Origin of the sequence: Pseudomonas sp. MYb193 (genome assembly GCF_002966775.1) — a bacterium.
GTDB classification, from domain to species: domain Bacteria; phylum Pseudomonadota; class Gammaproteobacteria; order Pseudomonadales; family Pseudomonadaceae; genus Aquipseudomonas; species Aquipseudomonas paracarnis.
This window is the reverse complement of record NZ_CP023269.1, coordinates 5,169,594-5,189,202: the sequence shown is the minus strand read 5'-3', so window position 1 is coordinate 5,189,202 and position 19,609 is coordinate 5,169,594. Positions and strand designations below refer to the sequence as shown.

Here is a 19,609-nt window from a genome sequence, read left to right as displayed (position 1 = left end):
TAGAAGCAGCTTTAAGCTCCAAGCTGATAGCTCTTAGCTAATCAGTTACGCGCTCGAAATTGGGTCTGTAGCTCAGTTGGTTAGAGCGCACCCCTGATAAGGGTGAGGTCGGCAGTTCGAATCTGCCCAGACCCACCAATTTTGTTATGGGGCCATAGCTCAGCTGGGAGAGCGCCTGCCTTGCACGCAGGAGGTCAACGGTTCGATCCCGTTTGGCTCCACCATTAACTGCTTCTACTTGTTAGAGTTTAGAAATGAATATTCTGAAGTGAATATTGATTTCTAGTCTTTGATTAGATCGTTCTTTAAAAATTTGGGTATGTGATAGAAAGATAGACTGAACGTTACTTTCACTGGTAACGGATCAGGCTAAGGTAAAATTTGTGAGTTCTCTTAATTGAGAAATTCGAATTTTCGGCGAATGTCGTCTTCACAGTATAACCAGATTGCTTGGGGTTATATGGTCAAGTGAAGAAGCGCATACGGTGGATGCCTTGGCAGTCAGAGGCGATGAAAGACGTGGTAGCCTGCGAAAAGCTTCGGGGAGTCGGCAAACAGACTTTGATCCGGAGATGTCTGAATGGGGGAACCCAGCCATCATAAGATGGTTATCTTGTACTGAATACATAGGTGCAAGAGGCGAACCAGGGGAACTGAAACATCTAAGTACCCTGAGGAAAAGAAATCAACCGAGATTCCCTTAGTAGTGGCGAGCGAACGGGGACTAGCCCTTAAGTGGCTTTGAGATTAGCGGAACGCTCTGGAAAGTGCGGCCATAGTGGGTGATAGCCCTGTACGCGAAAATCTCTTAGTCATGAAATCGAGTAGGACGGAGCACGAGAAACTTTGTCTGAATATGGGGGGACCATCCTCCAAGGCTAAATACTACTGACTGACCGATAGTGAACTAGTACCGTGAGGGAAAGGCGAAAAGAACCCCGGAGAGGGGAGTGAAATAGATCCTGAAACCGTATGCGTACAAGCAGTGGGAGCCCACTTTGTTGGGTGACTGCGTACCTTTTGTATAATGGGTCAGCGACTTATTTTCAGTGGCGAGCTTAACCGAATAGGGGAGGCGTAGCGAAAGCGAGTCTTAATAGGGCGTCTAGTCGCTGGGAATAGACCCGAAACCGGGCGATCTATCCATGGGCAGGTTGAAGGTTGGGTAACACTAACTGGAGGACCGAACCGACTACCGTTGAAAAGTTAGCGGATGACCTGTGGATCGGAGTGAAAGGCTAATCAAGCTCGGAGATAGCTGGTTCTCCTCGAAAGCTATTTAGGTAGCGCCTCATGTATCACTGTAGGGGGTAGAGCACTGTTTCGGCTAGGGGGTCATCCCGACTTACCAAACCGATGCAAACTCCGAATACCTACAAGTGCCGAGCATGGGAGACACACGGCGGGTGCTAACGTCCGTCGTGAAAAGGGAAACAACCCAGACCGTCAGCTAAGGTCCCAAAGTTATGGTTAAGTGGGAAACGATGTGGGAAGGCTTAGACAGCTAGGAGGTTGGCTTAGAAGCAGCCACCCTTTAAAGAAAGCGTAATAGCTCACTAGTCGAGTCGGCCTGCGCGGAAGATGTAACGGGGCTCAAACCATACACCGAAGCTACGGGTATCACGTAAGTGATGCGGTAGAGGAGCGTTCTGTAAGCCTGTGAAGGTGAGTTGAGAAGCTTGCTGGAGGTATCAGAAGTGCGAATGCTGACATGAGTAACGATAATGGGTGTGAAAAACACCCACGCCGAAAGACCAAGGTTTCCTGCGCAACGTTAATCGACGCAGGGTTAGTCGGTCCCTAAGGCGAGGCTGAAAAGCGTAGTCGATGGAAAACAGGTTAATATTCCTGTACTTCTGGTTATTGCGATGGAGGGACGGAGAAGGCTAGGCCAGCTTGGCGTTGGTTGTCCAAGTTTAAGGTGGTAGGCTGAAATCTTAGGTAAATCCGGGATTTCAAGGCCGAGAGCTGATGACGAGTTACCTTTTAGGTAACGAAGTGGTTGATGCCATGCTTCCAAGAAAAGCTTCTAAGCTTCAGGTAACCAGGAACCGTACCCCAAACCGACACAGGTGGTTGGGTAGAGAATACCAAGGCGCTTGAGAGAACTCGGGTGAAGGAACTAGGCAAAATGGCACCGTAACTTCGGGAGAAGGTGCGCCGGTGAGGGTGAAGGACTTGCTCCGTAAGCTCATGCCGGTCGAAGATACCAGGCCGCTGCGACTGTTTATTAAAAACACAGCACTCTGCAAACACGAAAGTGGACGTATAGGGTGTGACGCCTGCCCGGTGCCGGAAGGTTAATTGATGGGGTTAGCTAACGCGAAGCTCTTGATCGAAGCCCCGGTAAACGGCGGCCGTAACTATAACGGTCCTAAGGTAGCGAAATTCCTTGTCGGGTAAGTTCCGACCTGCACGAATGGCGTAACGATGGCGGCGCTGTCTCCACCCGAGACTCAGTGAAATTGAAATCGCTGTGAAGATGCAGTGTATCCGCGGCTAGACGGAAAGACCCCGTGAACCTTTACTATAGCTTTGCACTGGACTTTGAATTTGCTTGTGTAGGATAGGTGGGAGGCTTTGAAGCGTGGACGCCAGTCTGCGTGGAGCCATCCTTGAAATACCACCCTGGCAACTTTGAGGTTCTAACTCAGGTCCGTTATCCGGATCGAGGACAGTGTATGGTGGGTAGTTTGACTGGGGCGGTCTCCTCCTAAAGAGTAACGGAGGAGTACGAAGGTGCGCTCAGACCGGTCGGAAATCGGTCGTAGAGTATAAAGGCAAAAGCGCGCTTGACTGCGAGACAGACACGTCGAGCAGGTACGAAAGTAGGTCTTAGTGATCCGGTGGTTCTGTATGGAAGGGCCATCGCTCAACGGATAAAAGGTACTCCGGGGATAACAGGCTGATACCGCCCAAGAGTTCATATCGACGGCGGTGTTTGGCACCTCGATGTCGGCTCATCACATCCTGGGGCTGAAGCCGGTCCCAAGGGTATGGCTGTTCGCCATTTAAAGTGGTACGCGAGCTGGGTTTAGAACGTCGTGAGACAGTTCGGTCCCTATCTGCCGTGGACGTTTGAGATTTGAGAGGGGCTGCTCCTAGTACGAGAGGACCGGAGTGGACGAACCTCTGGTGTTCCGGTTGTCACGCCAGTGGCATTGCCGGGTAGCTATGTTCGGAATAGATAACCGCTGAAAGCATCTAAGCGGGAAACTAGCCTCAAGATGAGATCTCACTGGAACCTTGAGTTCCCTGAAGGGCCGTCGAAGACTACGACGTTGATAGGTTGGGTGTGTAAGCGCTGTGAGGCGTTGAGCTAACCAATACTAATTGCCCGTGAGGCTTGACCATATAACACCCAAGCAATTTGAGTCGAAAGGCCAGATTGCGGTGTGTGAAGACGCAATGAACCGAAAGTTCGACGCTCACAAAACACCACGATCTATCACATACCCAATTTGCTGAAGCGAGGCCAACTGGCCACGACTCAGTACCCGAATTTCTTGACGACCATAGAGCATTGGAACCACCTGATCCCATCCCGAACTCAGCAGTGAAACGATGCATCGCCGATGGTAGTGTGGGGTTTCCCCATGTGAGAGTAGGTCATCGTCAAGATTAAATTCCGAAACCCCAATTGCGAAAGCAGTTGGGGTTTTGTTTTGGGCGCTCGAAAAGTGTCCAGCTTGTCCCCCTACACTTGTTCGCCTTGTGTTCGCCCCGTGCACCACAGTGCTAAAGTCCATCCCTCGATTTTGCTTTTCCCAAGGAAACCGTTATGCCGGACGCGACGTCCCTCAGTCCTGGATTCATGGTGGTTCATGGCAACCGCCTGGACGAGCTGCGAAGCCTGGTGGTCAGTTGGATGCGCCGCTACCCACTGGCGCCTTTGGAAAACGAAATCGCCCTGGTACAAAGCAACGGCATCGCCCAATGGCTCAAGCTGGCCTTGGCCGAAGACCCGCAAGCCGATGATATGGGCGGCTGTGGCATTGCCGCAGCCATCGACGTGCAACTGCCTGGCAGCTTTATGTGGCAGCTTTATCGTATGGTTTTGGGGCGTGACGAAATCCCGCCCAAGTCTCTGCTTGATAAAGCCCCGCTGACCTGGCGCCTCATGCGGCTGTTACCCGAGCTGATCGACCAACCGCACTTCGAGCCTCTGCAACGCTTCCTGACGCAAGACGCCGACCTGCGCAAACGCTACCAACTCGCCGAGCGCCTGGCTGACCTCTTCGATCAATACCAGGTCTACCGTGCCGACTGGCTGGAAGATTGGGCCGCAGGCCGGCACCAACTGCGCAATGGTCGAGGCGAGTCCAAACCGCTCAACCCAGCCAACTGCTGGCAAGCCGAGCTATGGCGCGCGCTGCTGCTGGATGTGGGTGAAGCAGGCATGGCCGAAAGCCGGGCCGGCGTGCATCAACGCTTCATCGAGCGCATCAACAACCTTGAACACGCACCGCCCGGCTTGCCTTCTCGGGTGATCGTCTTTGGCATCTCATCGCTGCCGGCCCAGGCGCTGGAAGCCTTGGCGGGCCTGGCCCGTTTCAGTCAAGTCCTGCTCTGCGTGCATAACCCCTGCCGCCATCATTGGTCGGACATCGTCGCCGACAAGGACTTGCTGCGTAACGAATACAAACGCCAGGCGCGCAAAACGGGCATGCCCGTCACTATCGACCCACAAACTTTGCACCAGCACGCCCATCCGCTGCTCGCTGCCTGGGGCAAGCAGGGCCGTGATTACATCAGTCTGCTGGACAGCTACGATGACCCCAACAGCTACCGCGCCGCATTTCGCGACGGTCGTATTGACCTGTTCAGCGACAGCGAACCCACCACGCTCCTCAACCAACTCCAGGACGATATCCTCGAGCTGCGCCCGTTGAATGAAACCCGTGAGCTCTGGCCCGCTGTCGACTTGCAACGCGATACGTCGATCCGTTTCCATATCGCCCACAGCGCCCAACGCGAAGTGGAAATCCTCCACGACCAATTACTTCATCGCTTCAGCGCTGACCCCACCCTGCGCCCTCGGGACGTCATCGTCATGGTCCCCGACGTCGACAGCTATGCACCGCATATTCGCGCGGTCTTCGGCCAGCTCGAACGGCATGACCCACGCTTCATCCCCTTCACCCTTACAGACCAAGGCCAACGTGGTCGCGACCCGCTGTTGATCGCCGTCGAGCACTTGCTCAAACTTCCCGACAGCCGCTTCCCTGTCAGCGAAATCCTCGACCTGCTCGACGTCCCGGCCCTGCGCGAACGCTTCGCCATCAAAGAGCGTGACCTGCCCACCTTGCATCGCTGGATCGAAGGCGCCGGCATCCGCTGGGGCCTGAACGCCGAGCAACGCGCCGGTTTGGGCCTGCCCACGGAACTGGAGCAAAACAGTTGGCGATTTGGCCTGCGCCGTATGCTGCTGGGCTATGCCGTCGGCACCGGCACGGCCTGCGACGGTATTGAGCCTTATGACGAAATCGGTGGCCTCGATGCGGCCTTGATCGGCCCACTGGTCGCCTTGCTTGACGCCTTGAACGATGCCCATCAAGCGTTATCGGAACCCGCGTCGCCACAAACCTGGGGCGAGCGTCTACAACGGTTGATGCAGCTGTTTTTCCTACCCAGCAGCGAGCACGATGACTACCTGCTGGGCCAGCTCGAACAATTAAGAGAAACCTGGCTGGAAACCTGCGAGTCCGTTGGTCTGCAAGACGAGTTACCCCTTACGGTCGTGCGTGAGGCATGGTTGGCCGGATTGGATCAGGGGCGCCTATCCCAGCGCTTCCTGGCGGGGGCGGTCAATTTCTGTACGCTGATGCCCATGCGTGCGATCCCGTTCAAGTTGGTTTGCCTGCTGGGCATGAACGACGGCGATTACCCGCGGGCCCAGCCTCCCCTGGATTTTGACCTGATGGGCAGCGATTACCGCCCCGGCGACCGTTCTCGCCGCGAAGACGACCGCTACTTACTGCTCGAAGCGCTGCTGTCAGCCCGTGACCAGCTGTATATCAGCTGGGTAGGCCGCAGCATCCGTGACAACAGCGATCGCCCGGCCTCGGTGCTGATCGGCCAACTACGCGACCACCTCGCCAGCGGCTGGCAGCACGCCAGAAACGATCTGCCGCTGATCGACGCAATGACCCAGGAGCACCCGCTGCAACCCTTCAGCGCCCGCTACTTCCACGAAGGCGATTCGCTGTTCAGCTATGCGCGCGAATGGCAATTGCTGCATCAGGCACCGGCGGTCATCACCCAAGAGCAAGGCTTGACTCCTCACCAACAGGAAGAACCCCTGAGCCTTGGCCAGTTACAGGACTTCCTGCGCAATCCGGTCAAACACTTCTTCAGCCAGCGCCTGAAAGTATTCTTCGAAGCCGCTGAAGTGCCCTTGGCTGACGAAGAACCCTTCGTGCTGGACGCATTGCAACGCTACAGCTTAAGCGACAGCCTGCTGAACGCGGCACTCACCCAACCCGACCAACTCGATCAGGCGCTCACCGCCCAGGCCCTGCGCCTGCAAGGCAGCGGGCTGCTGCCGATGGTGGGTTTCGGTGAATGCCTGCGTAACGAACTGATCGAGCCGCTGCCGGACCTGGTGCAACGCTATCAACACCTTCTGGCGTTGTGGCCCACTCCGCATACTGGCGCTGAACCGATCAGCTTTGCGTACCAGGGCATCCAGCTGGAAGGTTGGATCAGCGGTCTGCACCGACGCAGTGATGGCGGACTTTTAAGCGTCACCACCATCCCCAACAGTATTGGTTCGATCAAGACACGCAAGTGGCACCGCCTCATCCGCCCCTGGGTCAATCACGTGGTGGCCTGCGCCTGTGGCCTGCCCTTGAGTACCGGCCTGGTAGCCAGTGACGACACCTTGCTCTTGGCCCCACTGGACAAGGCCGGCGCCGAGGACATTCTCGGTAACCTGCTGTTGGCCTGGCACACGGGAATGAGCGCGCCGCTTCCGGTCGCAGTGAAAACCGCGTTCGCCTGGCTCGGCCAGGCTGATCCCGCCAAGGCCCAAGCGGCTGCGAGCAAAGCCTATGAAGGCGATGGCATCACCACTGACGGCGAACGCCGCGAAACGCCTGCCCTTACGCGGCAATTTCCCGACTACGCGGCCCTGGTCGCCAGTGAAGAGTTCGAAGGTTGGTGCGAAACCCTGTATCGCCCGCTGATCAACGCCCCCTGGCGATCGCTTTCCAGCACGGAGGCTGACGCATGATCGGCAAACCCTTGGCCCTGGCGTTCCCGCTCAAAGGCAGCCAGTTGATTGAAGCCAGTGCTGGCACCGGCAAGACCTTCACCATCTCCGCCCTGTACCTGCGTCTGGTGCTCGGCCACGGCGGTGATGAATCCGGTTTCGGCCGCGAACTGCTGCCACCGCAAATCCTCGTGGTGACGTTCACCGACGCCGCCACCAAGGAACTGCGTGAACGTATCCGCATCCGCCTGGCTGAGGCCGCGCGCTTCTTCCGTGACGAAATCGAACAGCCTGATGCGCTGATTGCCGACCTGCGCGAGCAATATGATCCGCAGCAATGGCCCGCCTGTGCCAATCGCCTGGACATCGCCGCGCAATGGATGGATGAAGCCGCAGTCTCCACGATCCACAGTTGGTGCCAGCGCATGCTGCGCGAACATGCGTTCGACAGCGGCAGCCTGTTCACACAAACCCTGGAAACCGACCATAGCGACCTGCTGGGCGAAGTGCTGCGCGACTACTGGCGATTGTTCTGCTACCCAATGCACGACGATGCCCTCAACTGGGTGCGCAACCATTGGGGCGGCCCCGCGGCGCTGATGCCACGGGTGCGTGCGTTGTTCGGCAGCGAGCGGCCCACCGACGAAACCCGCGAGCCAGCCGAACTGATCAACGCCTGCCTGCAAGAACGCCGTGCCGCGCTGGTTGCCCTCAAGGCACCCTGGCAACAATGGGCTGCCGAGCTGCGGGATATCTGCCTGCAAGCCGTCGCCGCCAAAGCGGTCGATGGGCGCAAGATGCAAGCGCGCTACTTCGAGCCCTGGTTCGAAAAGATCAGCGCCTGGGCCGCTGACGAAACCCTGGAACAACTGGACATCGGCACCGGCTTCACCCGCCTGACGCCCGACGGAATGGCCGAAGCGTGGAAAGGTGAGCCGCCGCAGCACCCTGGCATCGAGGCTATGGCCAGCCTCAAAGCCAGCCTCGACGCCTTGCCAACGCCCGACGCGGCGGTGCTGCAACACGCTGCCGGCTGGGTCGGCAAACGCTTCGAGGAAGAGAAACGTCGCCGCGCAGAGATGGGGTTTGACGATATGCTGATCCGCCTCAACGCCGCCCTCCAGGCAGACGGTGGCGAGCGCCTGGCCAGTGTGATCCGCGAGCAATTCCCGGTGGCCCTGATCGATGAATTCCAGGACACCGACCCGGTGCAATACAGCATCTTCGACAGCATCTACCGCATCGAAGAAAACCACCTCGACAGCGGCCTGTTCCTGATCGGCGACCCCAAGCAGGCGATCTACGCCTTTCGCGGCGCCGACATCTACACCTACCTGCGCGCCCGGCAGGCCACCACCGGCCGCCATCACACCCTGGGCACCAACTTCCGCTCCAGCCATGCGATGGTCGAGGCGGTGAACCATGTGTTCCAGCGTGCGGAAACCGGCCGTGGTGCGTTCCTGTTTCGCCAGCCTGATGGCGATAACCCGGTGCCGTTCCATTCGGTACTGTCCCAAGGCCGCAGCGAGCAGTTGCAGGTCGACGGCCACACGCTACCGGCCATGAACCTTTGGCACCTGCCCACCGACCAGCCGATTTCCAACGCGGTTTATCGTCAACACCTTGCCGCCGCCTGCGCCACGCAAATCGTTGCGCTGCTCAATGGTGGGCAGCAAGGCACCGCGGGCTTTGTAAAAGAGGGCACCCTCAAGGGCGTGTTGCCGTCAGACATCGCCATCCTCGTGCGCGACGGCAAGGAAGCCCAAGCTGTACGTGCCGAACTGGCAAGCCGTGGCGTGCGCAGTGTGTACCTGTCGGATAAAGACTCGGTGTTTGCCGCCCAGGAAGCCCATGACCTGTTGGCCTGGTTGAAGGCTTGCGCCGAACCGGATGTCGAACGCCCGCTGCGTGCCGCCCTGGCCTGCGTCACCCTGAACCTGTCCCTGTCGGAGCTGGAGCGTCTGAATCAGGACGAACTGGCGTGGGAGTCGCGGGTGATGCAGTTCCGTGGCTACCGTGCCATCTGGCGTACCCAAGGCGTGTTGCCGATGCTGCGTCGCCTGCTCCACGACTTCAAGCTGCCGCAAACCCTCATCGCCCGCAGTGATGGCGAGCGTGTGCTGACCAACCTGTTGCACCTCAGTGAATTGTTGCAACAGGCCGCCTCGGAACTGGATGGCGAGCAGGCGTTGATCCGTCATTTGGCCGAGCATCTGGCGCTGTCGGGGCAGGCCGGTGAAGAGCAGATCCTGCGCCTGGAAAGCGACGAGCAATTGGTCAAAGTGGTGACCATCCACAAATCCAAGGGCCTGGAGTACGACTTGGTGTTCTTGCCGTTCATCTGCTCGGCCAAGCCCGTGGATGGCAGTCGCTTGCCGCTGCATTACCACGATGAACAGGGCAAGTCCCACGTCAGCCTGCGACCCACGGCCGAGTTGATCGCCCAAGCCGACGATGAGCGCCTGGCCGAAGACCTGCGTTTGTTGTACGTGGCCTTGACCCGCGCCAAACACGCCTGCTGGCTGGGCGTCGCCGACCTCAAGCGCGGCAATAACAGCAGCTCGGTCTTGCACCTGTCGGCATTGGGCTATTTGCTCGGTGCCGGCGCGTCGTTGGGCGAATCAGCGGAGCTGGCGCGCTGGTTGCTGGACTTGCAGCAAGGCTGCGTGGCCATCGGTTATGACCTTGTGCCGGACGCCCAAGACATCTTGTTCCACCCGCCGCGCAACCAAGCGACCCTGCTCGCGCCGTTGCTGCCTGCACGCAAGGCCGCAGAAAACTGGTGGATTGCCTCCTACAGCGCCTTGCGCATTGGCGACAGCATGAGCGCCGCCAACCTCGAAGCCCCCGAAAGCCCACAGGCCCAGAAGCTGTTCGATGACGAACGCCTCGACCCCGATGCCCCTCGGGAAACGGTCGCGTCCGGCGGGGATATTCACCGTTTCCCACGCGGTCCCAACCCGGGCACCTTCCTTCACGGCTTGTTGGAATGGGCCGGTGAAGAAGGTTTCAACGTGACCCCGGAGGCGATCGAAAAAGCCGTGGGCGCACGCTGTAACCGCCGCAACTGGGAAGGCTGGATCGTCACTCTCAGCGGCTGGCTGGAGCACTTGCTGCACACGCCACTGCCCCTGTACAACGAGCGCTTCACCCTCAGTGGCCTGCAGCAGTACCAGATCGAGATGGAATTCTGGTTTGCCAGTCACACCGTCGACGTACTCGCCCTCGACAAACTGGTGTGCCAGCACACCCATGGCGGCGTGTCCCGTGTGGCCGCCGAACCGGTGCTGCTCAACGGCATGTTCAAAGGCTTTATCGACCTGACGTTCGAGCGCGATGGCCGTTACTACGTGGCCGACTACAAATCCAATTGGCTCGGCCCTGACGACTCGGCCTACACCCAGGACGCCATGGAGCACTCGATCCTCGAGCATCGGTACGACCTGCAATACGTACTTTACCTGCTGGCCCTGCACCGCCAACTCAAGGCGCGCCTGCCGCATTACGATTATGACCAGCACGTCGGCGGTGCCCTGTACCTGTTCCTGCGCGGTAGCCAGTCGGTGAGCCAGGGCGCGTATTTCACCCGACCGCCTCGTGAGTTGATCGAGAGCCTGGACCTGTTGTTCCAGGGCAAGCCCATCCCACCCAAGGTTGAGCCCGCCTGGGAACAAGGAGTGCTCTTATGAGCCTGTCGCCGTTACCGCTGGAGGCGCTTTTGCCCCTCGACCGTGCTGCCGACCTGCTGCAGTTGCTTGCACGTTGGGTCGAGCGGGGTTGGCTGCGGGCCTTGGACAAAGCCTTCGTCGGCTTCCTGTACGAGCTGGACCCAAAGGCCGATCCCCTGGTGCTGCTGGCGGCGGCCTTGACCAGCCATCAACTGGGCCATGGCCACGTCTGCCTGGATGTGTTCGAAACCCTCAAGGCGCCGGATTTCGCCCTGTCATTGCCGCCCGAAGGCGACCTGCACACCGGCGCCATGCTGCTACCCTCACAGTTGCTGCACGGCCTGGATGGTGCGCATTGGTGCCATGCCCTGGCTTCAAGCCCGTTGGTTGCGCTGGCCGTCGATGGCAGCGAGGAGGCTCGTAGCCGCCCGTTGGTGTTGTCCGGCAAGCGCCTGTACCTGCGCCGCTACTGGGCCTACGAGCGGCGTATCGACCGCGCCCTGCGCCTGCGCCTTGCCAGCGTGGAAGACACCGCCGCCGATCTGCCGCAACGGCTCAATCGCCTGTTCGACCAACCGGCGCCCGATGGGGTGATTGACTGGCAAAAGCTCGCCTGCGCCCTGGCGACCCGCGGCGCCTTCAGCATCGTCACCGGCGGCCCCGGTACCGGTAAAACCACCACCGTGGTGCGCCTGCTCGCGCTGTTGCAGGCGCCCGCCGTGGAGTCCGGCAGCCCGTTGCGCATTCGTCTGGCTGCGCCCACCGGTAAAGCCGCTGCGCGCCTGACCGAATCCATCAGTCAGCAAGTGCTGTCACTGACAGTGCCCGACAACGTGCGGGAAAAAATCCCGACCCAGGTCACCACAGTCCACCGCTTGTTGGGCAGCCGTCCGGGTACCCGGCACTTCCGTCATCACTTGGGCAACCCGTTGCCCTTGGATGTGCTGGTGGTGGACGAAGCCTCGATGATCGACCTGGAAATGATGGCCAACCTGCTCGACGCCCTGCCGCCCCATGCACGCCTGGTATTGCTGGGCGACAAGGACCAACTGGCCTCGGTAGAAGCGGGGGCCGTACTCGGCGACTTGTGCCGCGATGCCGAAGCCGGCTGGTACAGCCCGCAGACTCGCCACTGGCTACAAGCCGTCAGCGGTGAAGACCTCAGTTGCAGCGGCTTGCAAGAAGACCTCGATGGTAGCCATCCCCTGGCCCAGCAAGTGGTGATGCTGCGCTATTCGCGCCGCTTCGGTGAGGGCAGCGGTATTGGCCAACTGGCGCGTTGGGTCAACCAGCAAAACGCCGAAGAGGCCCGCCAGCTGCTAGCCGCAGGCCGTCACGACGACCTGTTCTGCGTCAGCCTCAAGGGCGAGCATGACCACGCCCTTGAGCGCCTGGTACTGGACGGGCAGGGCGATGGCGCCCAAGGTTATCGCTACTACCTGAACCTGCTGCAATCGGCACGCCCCTCTGCGGACACACCGCGTGACGATCCAGCCTGGACCGATTGGGCGCAACAGTTGCTGCAAGCCTTCGACGCGTTTCAACTGCTTTGCGCCGTGCGGAAGGGCCCGTGGGGCGTCGAAGGGCTCAACCTGCGCATCACTGCGGCGTTGCGCAAGGTACGTCTGATCGAGGGTGACGAGCAGTGGTACGAAGGCCGCCCCGTGCTGATGACCCGCAACGATTACGGCCTGGGCCTGATGAACGGCGACATCGGCATCGCGCTGAAATTGCCCGAAAGCGACGGCGGCCCCCACGTCCTGCGGGTGGCCTTTCCACGTAACGATGGCCAGGGCGGCGTGCGCTTTGTATTGCCCAGCCGCTTGAATGATGTGGAAACCGTGTACGCCATGACCGTGCACAAATCCCAGGGCTCGGAGTTCACTCACACCGCGCTGATCCTGCCGGATGCCCTCAACCCGGTGCTGACCAAAGAGCTTATCTATACCGGTATTACCCGCGCCAAGCGTTGGTTCAGCCTGGTTGAGCCGCGCGGCGGCGTGTTTGAGGAAGCGGTGCGGCGCAAGGTCAAACGTCTGAGCGGATTGATGTTGGAGTTGGACCTTCCGTCTGAAAAAAATGACTGGTAGGTCAGGCGATATTTCTTATTCAGACGTCTGATTTTTCTGAAAAAATAGCGAACCCCTCGAATGCTGTGCTTCGTGGGGATGTCCGCCGCTGTGCTATCGTTGCGGCATCATCCTGAAAACACTTGAGAGTATCGCTGCATGAACGTGGCTGTCTCGCCCAAAGCGCGCAGTTTGAGTTGGAGACGCCTGTTACTGGTGACAGTGCTGTGCCTGCTTGCGCCGCGCCTATTTGCGCAGACGCCCAGCCTGGCCGAGCACCGTGCGCAGGCGGTCACCCAAGTGGTGCTCGGTATCCTCAGCTACGCCCGTTGGCCGGTTGAGCCTGCGCAATTGCGGCTGTGCATTGTCGGGCCGACTCAGTACACCGATGATCTGGTCAAAGGCACTACCCAGGCCACCGGTCGTCCGGTGCGGGTGCGGCGCCTGCTGGTCGATCATCCGGATATCGTCAATGCCTGTGATGCCGTCTACATCGGCAAAATCACCCCCGACGAACGCAACCGCCTGTTTACCTCATTGATCGGCCATCCCGTACTCAGCATCAGCGAAGGGGGCGACCAATGCACGGTGGTCAGCCTGTTCTGCCTGCGCGTCAGCGATGAGCAGGTGTCGTTCGAGGTCAACCTGGATTCCGTCGCCCGTAGCGGCGTGCGCATCCATCCCAGTGTGTTGCAGTTGTCCCGTCGTCGAGCGCCTGGCTCATGAGTCGCGATAAAGTGCGGCCGACCCTGCGCTCGGTAATTGCCCGCGGGCATATGATCCTGGCGCTGGTAGCAGTGACCCTGGCCAGTGTGTCCCTGACCCTGCTGGGCGTACTTGCCCTGCGGGTTTACGCCGAGCACAACCTGCACCTGATCGCCCGCTCGATCAACTACACCGTGGAAGCAGCCGTGGTGTTCAACGACAGTGCGGCGGCCACCGAAGCCCTGAGCCTGATTGCCTCGACCGAAGAAGTGGCCCAGGCAGAAGTATTCGATATCAACGGCAAGCTGCTGGCGCGCTGGGTTCGCCCGGAAACCGGCATGTTGTCGCGGGTCGAGTTGCAAATAGCGCACGCCCTGCTCGAACAGCCCATCAGCCAGCCGATCCTGCGCCAGGGGCAAACCGTCGGTAGCATCCATCTGGTCGGCCACGGTGGCAGCCTGTTGCGCTTCTTGCTCAGTGGCTTGATCGGGATTCTGATCTGCACCGCCCTCAGCGCCTGGGTGGCGTTGCATCTGTCACGGCGTCTGTTAAATGGTATCACCGTGCCATTGCAACGCCTGGCTGCCGTTGCCCACGCCGCCCGCAGCGAGCGAGACTTCGACCGCCGCGTACCCTCGGCGCAGATCGCCGAACTCGACAGCCTGGGCAGCGACTTCAACGCCCTGCTCGGCGAGATGGAGGCCTGGCAGAGCCACTTGCAAAGCGAAAACGAAACCCTGGCCCACCAGGCCAGCCACGACAGCCTCACCGGCCTGCCCAACCGCGCGTTCTTCGAAGGCCGGCTGATCCGTGCCTTGCGCAGCGCGGCCAAGGTCAACGAGCGGGTGGCGGTGCTGTTCCTCGACAGCGACCGCTTCAAAGACATTAACGACAGCTTCGGTCACGCCGCTGGCGATGCCGTGCTGGTGGCCGTTGCCGACCGCGTGCGGGCGCAACTGCGCGAGGACGACCTGGTGGCGCGCCTGGGCGGTGATGAATTCGCGGTATTGCTGGCGCCCCTGCACAAGGCCGAAGACGCCCAGCGTATCGCCGACAAAATCATTGCCAGCATGGACATGCCGATTCCACTGCCTGGAGACACTCAGGTGTTGACCTCCCTCAGTATCGGCATTGCGATTTATCCCGAGCATGGTGCCACGCCAGGGACCTTGCTCAACGCTGCCGACGCGGCGATGTACCAGGCCAAACGATTGTCTTCGGGCGGCCAGCAAACGGCGGAGTCGGAGCACCCCGTCGCCAACGTTCAACACAGGAGTTGATTCCCTTGTTCGCTAACACACGCGTTTTATTTATTTCTTTGCTCGTCGCCTTCCTGGCCCTCAGCGGCTGCCAGACGCCACCCAAAGGCCTGACCCCGGCGCAAGTCGCCGTGCTCAAGCAACAAGGCTTTGAGCTGACCGATGAAGGCTGGGCCTTCGGCCTGTCCGGCAAAGTGCTGTTTGGCAGCGACGTCGAAACCCTCAACAAACCCAGCACCGACATCGTCGAACGCATCGGTAGCGCCCTGGTTGGCGCCGGCATTGAGCGCGTGCGCGTTGACGGCCACACCGACGCCTCGGGCAAAGAGCCCTACAACGTGGCCCTGTCCCTGCGCCGCGCCAAAAGCGTGGGCAAGGTGCTGACCCGCGTGGGCATGAAAGAAGAAAACATCCAACTGCGCGGCCTGGGCAGCAGCGAGCCGGTAGCGCCGAATACGACCACAGCAGGCCGCACCGAGAATCGCCGGGTGTCGATCGTAGTGATCGCAGACTAAGCGGGTTCACCTTTCCCAAGCTGAAATGCAATCCAATGTGGGAGGGGGCAAGCCCCTCTCACAGTTGTTCTGCGATGTGCTAGCAAGAATGTTCGCTCAACAGCTCGGTGTCATCGCCTGCGTCAAGTCATCCACCACGGCCTTGCCCCTCTCATACAGATAATGCGCGGCCCATGCGTATTGGTCGCCGCGAAAACCTACCAACGACCATTAGGAGTTTTCTCTGTAGGAAAGACCTGTCATGACGAATTTTAATGGCTGGGCTGATGAAGTTTCGCTTTTTCGCAAATGGTGGGCTTAGTTAAATGGACGCTATAAGTAACTACCGTAAAGGATTGCGATGACTATAAATGTCAGTCATTTTCGCCAGGAAGTATCTAAAGTCAGGCTTTCAAAAGATGCATTTGCTGAGCTATTGACGATAAGAGAGTTATTCGAGACGGTAAGTCAAGGTGTTAGATTCGATACCAAGGTCGCCTGCATTAATCCTTTACAGTCAAGCGTGCTGAGAGAGGAGCTGAATAGAATACGAAATATGATCGATCATGAAAGTCACGTCTTGATTCTCGATGGCTTTAAGGTGGATAAACTTTCAACGTTCAAATCTCTGGTGTGGACATTCGGTTCATTACTCGGTGTCCCAATGGTACAGAATCATCTTGGTCATAAAGTGATTGAGGTTTATGACCGAGGTGGCAAAAGCATTGAGGAAGGTGCGAGATACCATCAGACCCGTCAAGGCGCCTATGTACATAACGATGGTGTGAGCGACCCGTTGCCTATCGATTACTTGATCCTGGCCTGTGGACAGAAAGCACTTTTAGGAGGTGAGAGCATTCTCATCGATGCAAGCGCGGTATACGCCGAGCTGATGGCGTTCCCAGAAGTATTGGAAGCGCTCAAATGCGACTTCTTTTTTGAGAATCGCGGCATGTCAGAGGATGAAAAACTGTTTAAAGCCCCCATCCTCAGCTTTTCCAGTGAAGGTATTCCACTGATCAGATACTTTCGAGTCTACATTGAGTCAGCTCACCTTAAGGCAGGAGTGCCTTTAACAGCAGCTCAAACTCAGGCACTGGACTTTCTGGATACCGTTCTCGATCAGTCATCGGTTCAGCATCGAGTACTGCTGGAGCCAGGGCAAGTGCTTATTTCAGCCGATAACAAGTTTCTGCATACGCGCACGCACTTCATTGATATGAACGCTCCACGTTCCGAGATCAATGATGCTGAGTCTTTGAGTGGTCTCAATCGTTATATGCTACGGCTGTGGTTACGCAAACGATGATGCATCGGTATTCATAACGTAAGTCCTCCCATATCCGCCATAAGCCGAGCCCCATGGACAACTCCGATATCGCGATCACGTTGGTCTTGATTTCTGCCTTTATGCACGCCACTTGGAATGCCGTAGTTCGCGCCGGTAGCAGTCGCTTCATGACCTTGGCCATGGTCGACGGCACCGCGCTAGTGATATGTCTGCTGGCGTTGCCGTTTGTAAGTGTGCCTAGCCTGGAGGTATGGGGCTATATACTCGTCTCTGTGGTGCTCAATACGGTCTACCGGCTATTTTTGATTAAAGCGTACGAAACGGGTGACTTCGGTCAGGTTTACCCGGTGATGCGTGGGGTGCCGCCCGTATTGGTCGTGCTGTTTTCTTACTTTCTGCTGCATGAACAGTTGTCCTCCCAGGCGTTGACGGGAGTGTTGCTGATTTGTGCGGGGATTATCAGCTTGACCTTTGTGCGCAGGATGACGGCGCAGATGTTCAAGCCGATCCTGATGGCGGTGTGTGCCGGTGCGTTTATTGCGTCTTACACGGTGGTGGATGCTAAAGGTGTAAGAGCCAGTGAGACGGTGCTGCAGTACATTATTTACCTGACAGTATTCCAAAGTATCCCGATCCCGATGCTGGCGTTTTCCAAAGAACGTTCAACCTTGGCTCGTGCGATACGTGGGCACTGGCGAGTTGGGCTATTAGGCGGTGTTTTTTACCTGGCGTCTTACGGATTGGTGTTGTTTGCCTTGTCGCTGGACGCGGTGGCCAAGGTCTCAGCTCTGCGGGAAACCAGTGTTATTATCGGCGCCATTATTGCAGCGCTGTTCTTTCACGAACGGTTCGGTTGGCGACGGATGCTTTCGGCGTTCGTCATTGTTTGCGGGATCATTTTGATCAAAGTGAGCACCTGATGGCCCAGCGTCCGCCCCCCACACCTATGCTTCAGGCGTTCGTCAGCGCAGCGCAAACCGGTAGTTTCGCCCGTGCAGCGTCTGAGCTTAACCTCACCGCCAGTGCCATTAGCCATCAAATCGCGGGCTTGGAGGAATGGTGGGGCGTGTCGTTGTTTGAGCGGCACTCACGCGGCGTCAAGCTGACTGCAGCAGGGCAGGCTCTGTTGCCAGTTACCGATGAGTTTTTCAAGGCGCTGGATGAGGTATTGCATTCACTCAATCCCGGTAAGTCCCAACCGTTATACCTATCATGCACGTCTTCCCTCTGTTCGACGTGGCTAATCCCCAGGATGCACGGCTCTCACACGCAGGCTTCATTCAACCTGGATCTGGTGTTGACCAGCGCCGACATGAGCAGCACCAGCCTGGAGGCCCATCAATACGATGTCGCCGTGGTGATGGGGTACGGTGACTATCCGGATCATTATGTCGAACTGTTGATGCGCGACGCCGTATTCCCCGTGTGTTCGCCCGATTTTCTAAGGTTGAAGGGCGGCATTGTTCTGGAGGATGTCGCCCGCTATCCGCTGATTCATCGGGTGGACGATCAGGTATGTCCGGGGTGGGAAAGCTGGTTTGCGTTTCAGGGGCTGGCGCCGCCGCCTTATCACCACGGGCCGAGATTTCCGGATTCGAGCCTGGCGATCAGCCTGGCGGTGAAGGGCGGAGGGATTGCGCTGGGCAGGACTGCGTTGGTGTATGACCAACTGGAAGACGGTGCGTTAGTTGCGTTGAATAGCCCTGTGATGATGTCCCCTGCGGCCTACTACATCATTTGTCGAAACGGGCGTCAGTCGGAGCCGGATATTGCTCGGCTGATTGAATGGCTCAAGAACAGCGCGGGTGAGTTTCTGCGCGAAGTTCGGCTTCGGCATCCGCAAATTGCTGCAGCAGGAGCGGTCTAAATGTAGGAAGCCTCCGTTGCTCCTTTTAGCACCTCATTTCGCAAACCTGATCTCCCGCGTCTGCCCCATTAACAACCCCTGATTCTGCTCCGTCACTTCCCGAATGTAATCCCACAACAACGTAATCCGCTTCAACTTCCTCAAATCCTCCCGGCAATACATCCAGAACTGCCGCGTAATCGCAATTTGATCCCCCAGCACCGGCAGCAAGCGCGGGTCCTGCGCGGCCAGAAAGCACGGCAATATCGCCATCGACCGGCCTTGCTGGGCCGCCACGTACTGCGCGATCACGCTGGTACTGCGCAAACTCGCGCTGGCGCCGGGCACGACGTTGGCCAGGTACAGCAACTCCGAACTGAAGGCCAAATCATCCACATAGCTGATAAACGGATGCTCGGCCAAATCCGCAGGCTTGCGGATCGGCGGGTGTTGGTCGAGGTAGTCCTGAGTGGCGTACAACTGCAATTTGTAATCGCACAGTTTGCAGCACACATACGGCCCGTGTTCCGGGCGTTCCAGGGCGATGACGATGTCGGCTTCGCGCTTGGACAGGCTGATGAAGTGGGGCAGGGGCAGGATATCCACCGAGATCGCAGGATAAGTATCGACGAAGTGGCTCAGTTGCGGGGTGACGAAGAAGCTGCCGAAGCCTTCGGTGCAGCCCATGCGCACATGGCCGGACAGCGCCACGCCGGACCCGGACACCTGTTCGCAGGCCATGTGCAGCGTGCTTTCAATGGATTCGGCATAACCCAGCAACCGCTGGCCTTCGCTGGTGAGCACGAAGCCGTTGGTCCGGGATTTTTCGAACAGCAGCGTGCCGAGGGACACTTCCAGAGAGCTGATGCGCCGCGACACGGTGGTGTAGTCCACCGCCAGGCGCTTGGCGGCCACGCTGGCCTTGCGGGTGCGGGCAACTTCGAGAAAAAACTTCAGGTCATCCCAGTTCAGGGCGCCCAGGGAGGTGATGTTTTTTTGCATATTGGACCGGCTTTTATGTGCGTTCTTATTAGAGATTTGCACATCTATACTCCAAAAACAGT

10 protein-coding genes, 2 tRNA genes, 2 rRNA genes and 1 pseudogene are annotated in these 19,609 nt (G+C 58.4%); 13 read left to right on the top strand and 2 right to left on the bottom strand.

What is annotated here, in order from left to right; translation table 11 throughout:
- Window positions 1-61 precede the first annotated feature (61 nt).
- The 10 genes from CLM72_RS23745 to CLM72_RS23700 all read left to right on the top strand — a co-directional run bounded on the left by CLM72_RS23745 (window position 62) and on the right by CLM72_RS23700 (window position 15,429).
- Window positions 62-138 (top strand) — tRNA-Ile (locus CLM72_RS23745).
- A 10-nt stretch (window positions 139-148) separates the two neighbouring features.
- Window positions 149-224 (top strand) — tRNA-Ala (locus tag CLM72_RS23740).
- 238 nt (window positions 225-462) lie between these two features.
- Window positions 463-3,354: ribosomal RNA gene (locus CLM72_RS23735) — 23S ribosomal RNA — on the top strand.
- 151 nt (window positions 3,355-3,505) lie between these two features.
- Window positions 3,506-3,621, top strand: a 5S ribosomal RNA gene (gene rrf / locus CLM72_RS23730).
- A gap of 160 nt (window positions 3,622-3,781) precedes the next feature.
- Complete coding sequence (recC, locus tag CLM72_RS23725) at window positions 3,782-7,234, top strand: exodeoxyribonuclease V subunit gamma (protein ID WP_105228476.1); 3,453 nt, start codon at window positions 3,782-3,784, stop codon at window positions 7,232-7,234.
- Window positions 7,231-10,902, top strand: coding sequence for an exodeoxyribonuclease V subunit beta (gene recB, locus CLM72_RS23720; RefSeq protein ID WP_105228474.1), 3,672 nt, complete (start codon window positions 7,231-7,233; stop codon window positions 10,900-10,902). Before recC ends, recB begins: the two co-directional genes overlap by 4 nt.
- Window positions 10,899-12,971, top strand: coding sequence for an exodeoxyribonuclease V subunit alpha (gene recD / locus CLM72_RS23715; protein ID WP_105228472.1), 2,073 nt, complete (start codon window positions 10,899-10,901; stop codon window positions 12,969-12,971). Before recB ends, recD begins: the two co-directional genes overlap by 4 nt.
- Before the next feature lie 138 nt (window positions 12,972-13,109).
- On the top strand, window positions 13,110-13,676 hold the full coding sequence (locus tag CLM72_RS23710; protein ID WP_105228470.1) for a YfiR family protein: 567 nt from the start codon (window positions 13,110-13,112) through the stop codon (window positions 13,674-13,676).
- Window positions 13,673-14,935 (top strand): diguanylate cyclase domain-containing protein, encoded by a 1,263-nt coding sequence (locus CLM72_RS23705; protein ID WP_034128793.1) that lies wholly within the window; start codon window positions 13,673-13,675, stop codon window positions 14,933-14,935. The genes CLM72_RS23710 and CLM72_RS23705 overlap by 4 nt, the downstream gene beginning before the upstream one ends.
- A gap of 5 nt (window positions 14,936-14,940) precedes the next feature.
- On the top strand, window positions 14,941-15,429 hold the full coding sequence (locus CLM72_RS23700; protein WP_105228468.1) for an OmpA family protein: 489 nt from the start codon (window positions 14,941-14,943) through the stop codon (window positions 15,427-15,429).
- A 96-nt stretch (window positions 15,430-15,525) separates the two neighbouring features.
- Here CLM72_RS23700 and CLM72_RS23695 read toward each other — a convergent pair.
- Window positions 15,526-15,621: pseudogene (locus CLM72_RS23695) on the bottom strand (DUF3077 domain-containing protein); the annotation flags it as partial.
- A 148-nt stretch (window positions 15,622-15,769) separates the two neighbouring features.
- Here CLM72_RS23695 and CLM72_RS23690 point away from each other — a divergent pair.
- The 3 genes from CLM72_RS23690 to CLM72_RS23680 are packed head-to-tail and all read left to right on the top strand — an operon-like array spanning window position 15,770 to window position 18,566.
- Window positions 15,770-16,717 (top strand): TauD/TfdA family dioxygenase, encoded by a 948-nt coding sequence (locus CLM72_RS23690; protein WP_105228466.1) that lies wholly within the window; start codon window positions 15,770-15,772, stop codon window positions 16,715-16,717.
- Between the two features lie 53 nt (window positions 16,718-16,770).
- On the top strand, window positions 16,771-17,619 hold the full coding sequence (locus CLM72_RS23685; RefSeq protein ID WP_105228464.1) for an EamA family transporter: 849 nt from the start codon (window positions 16,771-16,773) through the stop codon (window positions 17,617-17,619).
- Window positions 17,619-18,566 (top strand): LysR substrate-binding domain-containing protein, encoded by a 948-nt coding sequence (locus CLM72_RS23680; protein ID WP_105228462.1) that lies wholly within the window; start codon window positions 17,619-17,621, stop codon window positions 18,564-18,566. Before CLM72_RS23685 ends, CLM72_RS23680 begins: the two co-directional genes overlap by 1 nt.
- Before the next feature lie 33 nt (window positions 18,567-18,599).
- On the opposite strand, the gene CLM72_RS23675 is transcribed toward CLM72_RS23680, so the two are convergent.
- Entirely contained in the window at window positions 18,600-19,547 is a 948-nt protein-coding gene (locus CLM72_RS23675; RefSeq protein ID WP_105228460.1) for a LysR family transcriptional regulator, read from the bottom strand.
- Window positions 19,548-19,609: the final 62 nt, after the last annotated feature.

What these genes read in the sequence shown, in the direction of transcription:
- recC (WP_105228476.1), top strand. Translation starts at nt 3,782, where the DNA reads ATGCCGGACGCGACGTCCCTCAGTCCTGGATTCATGGTGGTTCATGGC.
- recB (WP_105228474.1), top strand. Translation starts at nt 7,231, where the DNA reads ATGATCGGCAAACCCTTGGCCCTGGCGTTCCCGCTCAAAGGCAGCCAG.
- recD (WP_105228472.1), top strand. Translation starts at nt 10,899, where the DNA reads ATGAGCCTGTCGCCGTTACCGCTGGAGGCGCTTTTGCCCCTCGACCGT.
- CLM72_RS23710 (WP_105228470.1), top strand. Translation starts at nt 13,110, where the DNA reads ATGAACGTGGCTGTCTCGCCCAAAGCGCGCAGTTTGAGTTGGAGACGC.
- CLM72_RS23705 (WP_034128793.1), top strand. Translation starts at nt 13,673, where the DNA reads ATGAGTCGCGATAAAGTGCGGCCGACCCTGCGCTCGGTAATTGCCCGC.
- CLM72_RS23690 (WP_105228466.1), top strand. Translation starts at nt 15,770, where the DNA reads ATGACTATAAATGTCAGTCATTTTCGCCAGGAAGTATCTAAAGTCAGG.
- CLM72_RS23685 (WP_105228464.1), top strand. Translation starts at nt 16,771, where the DNA reads ATGGACAACTCCGATATCGCGATCACGTTGGTCTTGATTTCTGCCTTT.
- CLM72_RS23680 (WP_105228462.1), top strand. Translation starts at nt 17,619, where the DNA reads ATGGCCCAGCGTCCGCCCCCCACACCTATGCTTCAGGCGTTCGTCAGC.
- CLM72_RS23675 (WP_105228460.1), bottom strand. Translation starts at nt 19,547, where the DNA reads ATGCAAAAAAACATCACCTCCCTGGGCGCCCTGAACTGGGATGACCTG.